The following is a 1,714-nucleotide window of genomic DNA, read 5'->3' on the forward strand; positions in this document are numbered from 1 at the left end:
AAGTGCTGCTTTTAATCCAAATTATCCGACAATTTTGGGTAAACATTTAGAATGTAGTTGTGTTGAAAGTGGAATACCTTTGAATGAAATAACAGAACGTTTTGGAGAAGTAGCTGGAGTAATTGCCGATAGCTTATTAAAGCAGGAAAAAATATATATTAATAACTCTAATCAACTCTGGGGCTATGGTTATCCTCATCGGAACGTTAATCTTCGCGGTCATGCTCAAAATGATGTGGAGTTAATCGATATTAATACTGGAAAAAGTTTTGAAAAAATGCAAATGAGTCTGGCACATAAAGAAGTATTTCCAGGAGCCATTTATTTGGCACAAAATTATGATGGTGAGTTAATAACCTATCGTTCTGAAAATCTCGACTTAGATAAAAAACAAGCAATTTTAAAACCTTTAGGGAAAAACTCTAATTTAGAAACTGTTCCAAATAATGAGTTAGCTATTAAAGAAATTCAGCAACTAGCGACAGCTCAAATAATTAGAACAAATATTTCTAATGCTAGATTAAGGTTCAGTCTATTTTGGGGAGAAATTACATTTTCAGTAAATGGTTATCAACTACTTGCTACTAAATATGAAAAAGGAGTTGAAAAGATTACAGTTGTAGATGAAAGTAGCTTCGATCCTCCCTATCAAACTCAATATCAAGCTCCAGTTGTTAAAGTAGAAATAAATTATGCTTTTAGTCAAGTTATACAGGAAAATATCAAACAAATTAAGGAGAAAATTAAGGAAAAATATAAAGGTATCATTCCAGATGATTTCAAAGATTTATTGACTTGTAGTCCAGATTTTATTGCATTGCATAGTATGGGGCATCAAATTATATCTGCTATTCCTTTAGTAGTGTTAAGTTCGAGTCAAGATGTCGAATGCTTTGTTCAGCGACAAGGTGGAGAAACAGTAGGTTATTTTTTTGATACTTGTGATGGTGGAAATGGAGCAAGTGAGGCAATATTTAATCAACTGTTGAAGTTTGCACAAAAGGCAATAGCATTAGCAAAAAATTGTGATTGTGAATATGGTTGTCCTAGGTGTTTAACTCAACATCGTTGTCCTCAGCAAAATCGAGGTTTGTATAAAGATTTGGGTTTGTTACTTTTAGAGGCTATCCACTATAAATAAAGTCAAAAATTACAACTATTTCCAACTTTATGAAGTACAAAATTCTAGGGTAGTAAGCACTCAGCAGCAGTTCAATAATTATTAATTGTTAATTATTAATTACCTCTTCTTAAAACAGATAGGATTGGTTAAAATAAATTTTTTTCTTCTATTGAGAGAGGCTTTTAACCTTTATTTTTCAGTAAGGAGGAAGAGTGATTAATTTTAACTGTACTCGATTATCTTCAAAAGTTCTGTAAAAATTGAAAGTTGGAAGAAGAATTTGAGCAAGTTCTCGCAGCCCTATTAATCATAGGGAACTTGCAGCATATAAACTAAGTTTTCCTCTTCTGAAAAAGAACGAACATTTTATGTGAAGTATCTTTTACAACTTATACCAAATCCGGTTATCAAAAATCTATTTTTCAAATTCCTCTCTAAACTCTTCTACTTTCTGAGCTAATTTTTTCACAATAAAGCTTCTGTCTAAACCTCATTTAGTATCAGTTTGTTTGACGAAAGATATTTATGCTCTTCTAGCAAAAAGTAAGCACCAAGAGAGTTTGATACTTTACTATTGCGTATAGAAAAATA

At 31.5% G+C, this 1,714-nt stretch carries 1 protein-coding gene; it reads left to right on the plus strand.

Annotated features, from left to right (window positions below; all coding sequences use genetic code 11):
• Nucleotides 1–1,141: Zn-binding domain-containing protein (locus F6K22_RS40195; RefSeq protein WP_293110697.1), on the plus strand; the 1,141-nt coding region annotated here is incomplete at its 5' end.
• Nucleotides 1,142–1,714 lie beyond the last annotated feature (573 nt).

Origin of the sequence: Okeania sp. SIO2F4, assembly GCF_010672385.1 — a bacterium.
Classification (GTDB): Bacteria; Cyanobacteriota; Cyanobacteriia; order Cyanobacteriales; family Microcoleaceae; genus Trichodesmium.